This window comes from Novipirellula herctigrandis, assembly GCA_007859835.1.
Classification (GTDB): domain Bacteria; phylum Planctomycetota; class Planctomycetia; order Pirellulales; family Pirellulaceae; genus Novipirellula_A; species Novipirellula_A herctigrandis.
In genome coordinates, this window is record SJPJ01000001.1 from 666904 (window position 1) to 675226 (window position 8323).

General features: G+C 53.6%; 8 protein-coding genes. 2 read left to right on the forward strand and 6 right to left on the reverse strand.

The features are described from left to right. Positions 1-117: 117 nt before the first annotated feature. The gene (locus CA13_RS02315) at positions 118-1452 is read right to left on the reverse strand and encodes an acyltransferase family protein (RefSeq protein ID WP_146394414.1); all 1335 of its coding nucleotides are present in this window, start codon (positions 1450-1452) and stop codon (positions 118-120) included. 134 nt (positions 1453-1586) lie between these two features. Further along, entirely contained in the window at positions 1587-1985 is a 399-nt protein-coding gene (locus CA13_RS02320) for a hypothetical protein (RefSeq protein ID WP_146394415.1), read from the reverse strand. A 260-nt stretch (positions 1986-2245) separates the two neighbouring features. Between CA13_RS02320 and CA13_RS34550 the strand changes: the two genes are divergently transcribed. Together CA13_RS34550 and CA13_RS34555 are read left to right on the forward strand one after the other, a co-directional pair. Next, a complete protein-coding gene (locus tag CA13_RS34550; protein ID WP_419193842.1) occupies positions 2246-2722 on the forward strand; it encodes a sulfatase-like hydrolase/transferase in 477 nt (158 codons plus the stop codon). Further along, positions 2723-2920, forward strand: coding sequence for a hypothetical protein (locus tag CA13_RS34555; protein ID WP_419193843.1), 198 nt, complete (start codon positions 2723-2725; stop codon positions 2918-2920). Between the two features lie 356 nt (positions 2921-3276). Here the strand turns inward: CA13_RS34555 and CA13_RS02330 are convergent, their stop codons facing one another. The 4 genes from CA13_RS02330 to CA13_RS02345 all read right to left on the reverse strand — a co-directional run. After that, positions 3277-4353 carry a hypothetical protein gene (locus tag CA13_RS02330; protein ID WP_419193844.1) on the reverse strand — a complete coding sequence of 359 codons (1077 nt, stop codon included), beginning with the start codon at positions 4351-4353 and terminating at the stop codon, positions 3277-3279. Positions 4354-4454: 101 nt separating this feature from the next. Further along, complete coding sequence (locus tag CA13_RS02335) at positions 4455-5138, reverse strand: transposase (protein ID WP_146394416.1); 684 nt, start codon at positions 5136-5138, stop codon at positions 4455-4457. 170 nt (positions 5139-5308) lie between these two features. Then, positions 5309-6688, reverse strand: coding sequence for a sulfatase family protein (locus CA13_RS02340; RefSeq protein WP_146394417.1), 1380 nt, complete (start codon positions 6686-6688; stop codon positions 5309-5311). A gap of 158 nt (positions 6689-6846) precedes the next feature. Continuing rightward, a partial coding sequence (locus tag CA13_RS02345) for a glycosyl hydrolase family 95 catalytic domain-containing protein (RefSeq protein WP_419193845.1) occupies positions 6847-8323 on the reverse strand: 1477 nt, incomplete at its 5' end.

Consider the following 8323-nt stretch of genomic DNA (forward strand, 5'->3'; position numbering starts at 1 on the left):
ATATCATGATCGACCAATGGCAAATTGTGAACCGGACAGAACCGAAGGACACTGGATGGTTCGGCGCAACGTGAGAATGAGTTCCCGTCCCCATCAAAAGGCTTGTCGTCGTTCAACTTACGCTGCGCGCGACCAGGGATGCTCAGCGTCATCGGACTGCGGTGCCGCGTCAACCTGCGGAGCTGAACCGGCGGCTACAGGTTCGGCGGCTACAGGTTCGGCGGCATCTGGCTCGGCAAATTCGAAACTCATCCCTAACCACTTGCCAAACTTGCTACGCCGAACCAATGCCTCATACGTTAACAGACTCACCGTCATACTGATCGAGAAGGACATCATCGCTTTTGCAATTGGCCCCACTGATGGCATCATTAACTTCAGGTCCAAATGGGCGAGCCCCAAAATCGGATGGTGAAGTAGGTAGACCCAAAACGATGCCGCCGCAAAGTATTCCAACCAGCGAGGAATCCGACGGATCGACAATGACAGCCCCGATACAAACAACGACACCGACCACGCAGCCGATACCGTGACGACCGAAAGCGAAGCGGTGGTTACCGTATCCGTAAGTGCTCCGCTACTGAGATGCCATCGACCAAGTGTGACCGCTGCAACCAATAACATTACACTGCAAATCGCTAAGGTTTTGGTGTTCTCTCGCACCCAACTCCATGAAGGATCGTTCGATGCGATCCAGAGTCCGCCGACAAAAAATGTGCCGCTGTAAATCCACTTGCTCGGTACGGGGGCGAACGCATGCTGAAATCCCCACACGACTTCTGGGGCAATCGATACGACCACAAAACCAATCCCAACTAGGCATGCAAACAGCGTCCGAGGCTGACTTAGCCGCTCAATAATCGATCGACCGGTCCTCGATCGGGCCACTCCTACCGCAATCGCCGACGTCGCAGCGCCATACAAAAATAAATAGAGCATGAACCATAAATGGCTCAATCCCCATAGGTCGCGGTCCACGACCCCATCAAATTTCAGACTCTTTAACTTGACAGCTTCAACAATCCCTTCAGCCACCCAAGCCAACACCCAAGTGTAGAGCTCGATCGGCAGTACCACGCAGACCGCAAATCCAAGCGGAATCAACAATCGCCGCGCACGTGTGGTGATCAATTGCCGAGCACCTCGACGAGAGAGCGTTTGCCACGCAAAGAACCCCGCGAGCATCAAGAACAGAGGCATGATAAAAACTTCAATACCCCAAAAAACACAATCCATCACAAGGGAAGATTGGTCGCGAACGGACCAACATAAACCTGGCATTGGGTTTTGTAGGTACGGTACGCAAGCATGCAGCAAAACCACGCCAAGAGCCGCGAACGCTCGAACGGCGTCAAAACCGACGAGTGACCGATTACATGGCTTTTGGGTAGCGGATGCTTGTGCCTGGGGAGTCGCTTGAGGACCCTCGAATTGGAAGCGCAGTGTATTCATACCACTGAACCATTTACCAAATCTTCCTATTTCGGCGAAAGATTAGATTAGGCACTGTCTCGTTAATGATGAGCGGCACGGCCTAGCCGCCGGTAACCTCGGAAAAACCCGCGGTTAAGCTCGTTTTTTGCCGGTCAGAGGGCCAGGGCGAACGCGTTTATGAGCGAGTTTCGCTGACGGGTGTTTGGTTTATCAACAACCGGTCTGAAAATCATGGTTGGATTTATGTAAATGCCCCACGCTTCGCGACGAATCGTTGCCACTGCGTCGGAGAATGTGATCGTGCGTTTTCCAGGCCACATTACAACGATGCGGTTGAGAGGGTTGCCAGGTAAACATGCAAACCATAGGGCGATCAGGCTGTAAAGACCGAATAGACAAGGCTCGACTCTGAGCACCGTTTGTTTGCGGCGACCACGGTTCGTTTCAAGACCAAGGTGTTCTCGCCTCTGTTCATACATCACCTCGAAATCCCAACGACCGATGAAGCTCTCCACGATCTCGCGCAACGACATCATCTCGTCAGTGGACATCAAACATTCATCGCGGTGCGATCCCGTTAGATCGCGCACATATACCCATCGAACTTGAACAAGACCGTGTCCCTGCCGATACGAATGTCCCACTCGGCTGATCACTTCGATGTGACGTTGCCCGCCTCCGTACCAACCGACAACCCATTTTTTGTTTGGTACGCACCAGTCATGCCCCATACACCACACAATCCGCCGGCTCGACTTCTTGAAAAGTACCTCAAGAAGGGAGTGCAGGAACGAATCGCCAGTACGACGGGATGGTCGAATGGTTCGATGAAACCTGCGGTACTCTATTGGATCACATCGACAACGCGGGAATAGCCAACGATGCGTTTGTCATTTACATCACGGACAACGGCTGGATTCCGAAGGAAGCAGGTGGCTACGGACCGCGATCGAAACGGAGTCCCTTCGAGTTGGGGACACGAACGCCGATCATGTTCCGCTGGCCAAGAAAAATTCCTCCGGCGGATCGTAGCGAACTTTGTTCGTCGATTGATTTTCTGCCAACCGTTCTGGCAGCCGCTGAAGCAGAAGGACCGCACGACTTTCCCGGACTCAATCTGCTACCGCAATTGCAGTCAGGCGAGGCCATCGATCACGACACGCTGTTCGGCGAAGCCTTTGCCCACGACATTGCCGACATCGAGAACCCTCAAGCATCGCTCCAGTATCGCTGGGTGATCCAGGGCCATGACAAGCTGCTGCTGACGTACGACGGAGCGCTAGGATAGATGAGGTATCCGCCTCTTAGTGCCGAGCCTCAGCTTTACAAACTGAAAGACGATCCGAAGGAAAAGGTGAATCTCGCCACGACGAATCCACAGAAAGTCAAGGAACTCAGTGCAGGTTTGGACGAGTGGTATGTTCCCACCGAGCGTCAATCCGGCACGCTGGCCGCTGCTGCTCCAAAGCCACGCCGACGACCGTAGAGTCTGTGTGACAAACCCGAATACAATCACAAAGCGCGAGCGAGTGAACGAAGTATGTGGGAAATGCAATCGCTCGCGCTTCTTTGAAATTGCACACTTTTCAATTCCGCAGGAATTCAAGCCATTAGCCGGAGGTCGACCGCAGCGAATACCTCCGGAACATGGATGTTTCCGGTGGTTCGATCCTGACAGGATCGCAGCGAACATTTGCTGTGATCCCTTCACGATCAATTTGAGACGCGACGGTAACCGGTGATCGCGTTTTGTTTATCACCGGCCAATGGCTGCACTCCCTCCGGGATATTCAGAGAAACGTGCAACTTCAAAACTCGCGCTTCGCCCCTAAGATCTGGCAATCACTGTACTTTCCATTGGCCCCAGAGCTTGGGCGTAAGCTCGGCTTCGCTGGGGACGTCGGCGGTGATGGCGGTCGCTTTGTTGCTCCAGTAAACACGCTGCGTCGTCTGGCCGCCAGAGCCGCGCAGTACGCCAATGTCGGCTCGGACGATGTCGCCTGATTGGGGAGCCCAATGCAGCGTTGCCAAAGGAACACTGATTTCGTAGTTGCCAGCTTTGTCGGTAGCGAACGCAACTTGCGCAGTGACGTCTTCGACCACGTCGATGTTGATCGTGCGCCAGGGACTGCTGAACGCGACGGGTTGTGTGGTGCCGGGGACGTTGGCTCGATAGAGCACTGCACGAGGCTGGCCTTTGACGAGCGTGACCAATAGCCGCTGGTCGGTATCGGTCTGCAGCATGAGATCGAGGCAGCCGCCGGTTTTGAAGAGCGCGCCTGGCGTCTCACCGCTGTTGTTGAGCAGGTCCTTTTCCGTCGTACGCCAAGCGGCAAACAGACGGTCGCCGACGATGCAGAGCGAGGCGCCCGTATCATACGGGCGCGAGTTGCTGTCGAAGTTGGCCTTGGTACCGCGCCGGTCAATCATGGCCCATTCGGAAGTGACGGGCCAGTCGTTGAGTTTTCCATCGACAACCGGTGCTGCGGCGCGTAACGGTACGTTGAGGATGCCGGTACCGCGGGTTTTCTGACGCGAAAGTTCGGCGCGAGCGAACCAGTCACGAGCTTGGTCGAGATCGTCTGTGGTAACGGTAAGCTTTTGATCGGGAAGACGTTTCAGGGTGCCGAGCCCATCGACGCGCACGAGACTGCTGCGACCACCGTCGACGACGAATACCTTGCCGTCGGGGGTTTGCGTCATGCTGGGCCAGAAGTTCTCGTCGTGAAGCGAGACATCGGTGACGTCCATATTCCGCATGGCGACCGGCGCGGACCAGTTCGGCCGCACGCGAATGTCGTGAAACAAGGTGCTCACAAACAAACCATCCGCAGTGAACAGGTACATGTTCCCCATGTTCCCATTGATACCGTGAAACAAAAGGGGAAGGGGGTCGTTGTTTCGTTGTTTGCCAAACATGAAACAAAAGGGGAAGTGAAACAAAAGGGGAAGGGGGTCGTTGTTTCGTTGACCAAACAAAAGGGGAAGGGGGTCGTTGTTTCGTTGTTTGCATCATTGATTCATTTTGACTTTGTTTTCGTTCTCGGCCGACCGATCGGACGCAGACTCGACCATAAACCATGCCGATCTGCGATCTCTTCAACCCATTCTTCACTGCCAAACGGACGATTTCGTTTAATGCATTGACGAACCGACTTGAGCTCTGCCGTGGTCAAAGGCTCGTTGACTCTCGCGAGCCAACCTGGCAGTCGTTTGATTGGCCAAGGTGAAAGCAATTTCGGTTCTTGATCGCTATTGCAATGCCACCTCTGTAGCGAGCCATATGTCCAGTCTTCTGCATTGGCAACAAGCTTGGCCCGTAAAGGGTTACGCTCGACGTATCGACAAACAACGTAGAAGTGCCCATCATCCGCAACTGGAAAACTCTTAAACGGCCCCTGGTAAAGATGGCTTGGATACTCCTGGTGATAATGAGCTCGATAACGAAGGGTGTGCGTTGCAGTCAGCCAACCAAGTAGGCGCCCCATCTGTCCATCTTTTGCAGGCCGCAGGACAAGATGCCAATGATTTGGCATCAATGTCAGAGCAAACACTTCCAGCGGGTATTTTTTGAGTCCCTCGCCGAGTAAACACAGGAACGCCTCGTAGTCTGCCGGTTTGTGAAACAATTCGCTGCGGCGATTTCCGCGATTCATCGCATGGTAGATCGCGCCGGCTTCATCCGCTCGCTTTACTCGAGGCATGATCAATTAACTCCAGAAAGGACATGGACTTCATTAACCTACCATCCCAATCAAACAAAAACTACCCCCTTCCCCTTTTTTCGTCCCCCCTTCCCCTTTTTTCGTCTCCCCTTTTTTCGTCTCGCTGAACCAGCACAATCATAGCAAGATGCCGTCTGATCAATTCCTGGCTATTCGACTCTTTCTGATCTCGCCTTGAAATATTGCTTGCTTAGTTCTTCCGTTCTGGCTCGCATTTCGATTAATCGCTTGTTGTACTCAGGATCATCCACAAGATTCGTCAGTTGATTCGGATCCTCTTTCAGATCGTGCAACAATTCACCACCAGACTCTTGTTCGTAGTAGTTCGCATAAACGTATCGCGTGCCGCGGTATCCTTCCCATTTGGGAATGCGGTCGTTCTGCATACGATGTTCACAGAAAAAACCTCGACGCGTCACGCCATCGTTCTGGTCGGCTAACGATCTTCCCTGGAAACGAGCCGGGATATCGACTCCAGCCAAATCGAGTAGGGTTGGTGCGATGTCCAAATTGAGTGCAATGTTCTCATTTACTTTGCCTGCGCCCTCATCGATGCGTGGGTCGCAAACAATCAACGGAACACGTAACGATTGTTCGTAGTGAGACCACTTGCCCGCGAATCCACGCTCACCCATGTAGTATCCGTTGTCGCCCATGAAAACAATGACGGTGTTGTCGGTCAGTCCCTGTTTGTTCAGTTGCTCCATGACACGACCGACATTGCGATCCATGGCGGAAAGCATACGAAAGTAATGCCGCATATTTCGATCGTACTTTTCGGGCGTATCCCACCGCCAGAAGTAGCGGTCCCGGTTCATGGAGTCGCGTAGAAACTCTGGTTGAGAATCGAAGTGGACGCCTCCATCGAGTTCCGGACGAGGCATCTTTATGTCAGCATACAATTCTGATTCTGTGGCTGGGTGCGGATAATGATTGGTTTTGTCGCCGTCCTGGGCGTGGGCGGCATTGAAACTAACTGACAGGCAGAACGGTTTGTCAGCAGCGTTGGTTGCCACAAATTCGATCGCCTTGTCACCAGCGATATCCGTAAAATGCTGAGTCGATTCGCCGACGCCCTGTTGGCCGCGACCAACCGTTACGAATGAATCAAACATCTCGTTGATCGCAAGCTGGTCGCCTTCCACTTTAACACCGAATTTGCCAACAAAACCCGTTCGGTAGCCCGCTGCTTTCAGTTGAGCAGGATAGCTATCTGAAACGTGTGCCGCGGAAATCGGAGGCTTGCCGAACGTGTAACCATGCGTTCGCTCAAACAGACCTGTGAAAAGCGTCGCGCGACTTGCGGCGCAAATGCTTGTCGTGACAAAGGCATTTTCAAAACGCTCACCGCGTGCTGCGAGATGATCAATGTTGGGTGTCTTTACAACCGGGTGACCAGCGCACCCAAGCACATCGGCCCTGTGGTCATCCGATAGAAAAAAGACAATGTTTGGGCGCTGGTCGGCATTGGCAAGCGACGGAGCCAATAGCAGTACCGTTGTGGTGAATGCAAAAAACAGCGGTCTCATTCGGATACCTTCAGCAATAGACTTTGGATGGAGTGCTTATCTTGGTGATATTCTTTGGCGTTGCGGCATGTGTAACAATTTCTCTCTGGATTACGACTGAAGAAACGAGCCTTCAACGGGTGTATCAGACAGTTCAGACGCACTCAGTTTCTCAGCAGTTATATCCCACCTTCCTGAGAATTCAAGTTTTGATCCAAGTGATAACTTGCCTCGGCCTTGGTGTCCGATTCCCACGTCTTATCTTTATAGGTAACCCGACAGGGATGACCTGACTTGGAATGGATCACCGCCGAGGTCAGTCGACTGTCCTTCCAGGTCATCTCCACTTCGAATCCTCCGCGTGCACACAGCCCTTTAACGGAACCCGTCGGCCAAGCAGCAGGCAGTGCCGGAAGCAATTGAATCTGGCCCGCGTGACTCTGCAGAAGCATTTCGCAGTAACCGGCTGTTGCGCCGAGATTGCCGTCGATTTGGAAGGGAGGATGGGAGCAGAGTAGGTTCGAGTAGACTCCCCCGCCGCTATCGCCGTAGATCGTCTTTGTCCCAGTGACCAGATTCAACAGGCTCCGTAATAATCGATGGGCACGATCACCATCGCCAAGCCTGGCCCAGAAATTGATTTTCCAGGCGCGACTCCAGCCGGTACTCTCATCGCCCCGCGCATTCAAAGAAACGCGGCAGGCCTCGGCCAGTTCTGGCGTTTGGGCCATGCTGATTTGCCGCCCGGGATACAGGGCAAACAAGTGTGAGACATGGCGGTGCTTGTCTTCTGGATCGTCCCGTTCGATCTCCCATTCCTTCAACTGTCCCCAGCTTCCAATGGCCGGTTTCAAGAGATCCTCCCGCATGGCCGCAATATGGTCCCGGAACTCCTCATCCTCACCCAAGGCATCGGCAGCCTCGATGGTGTTGGTGAACAGATCGTAAACGAGTTCCTGGTCATAGGTCACGCCCTCTTCGGGTTCATACTTGTACTGTTCGGGCGACCAACCGTCTGGTGTAACGAGAGTACCATCGGGACGCCGCTTCAGATGGTCCTCCCAGAAGTGACAGATTTCTTTGAGAATGGGATAGGCGGTTTCGCGCAGGTAGTCGATGTCACGACCAAAGGCATAATGCTCCCATAGGTGTTGGGCGTACCAGGCACTTCCCGGCGGATTCCACTTCCAACTTTGAACACCGCAGGCGTTGTTCATGGTCTGTAGCGTCCATCCACGCACCTCACCATAATGTTTCTGGGTCTTTTTGGCATACACTTCGCGCAGGCTATCGACGTAATCAATGAAGGGCACATGACATTCGGCGAGGTTGGCGGCCTCAGCCGGCCAATAGTTCATTTCAACGTTGATGTTTGAATGGTAGTCTCCAGCCCAGGCGGGTCGATTGCTGTGGTTCCAGACACCCTGCAGATTAGCCGGCAAGGAACCGGGGCGCGAACAGCTGATTAACAAGTAACGACCAAACTGACAGAACAGCGCCTCGAGGTGCGGATCCGCAACATTGTTGTGCGTATAGTCGGCCAGACGTTCTCGGGTACTCTTGGCAAGTAACTCGAGACTCGGTCTGCCCAAATCGAGCGAGACGCGGCCAAAGAGGGCTTGGAAATCGGCCACGTGCTCGTCCAGCAAGCTTTCC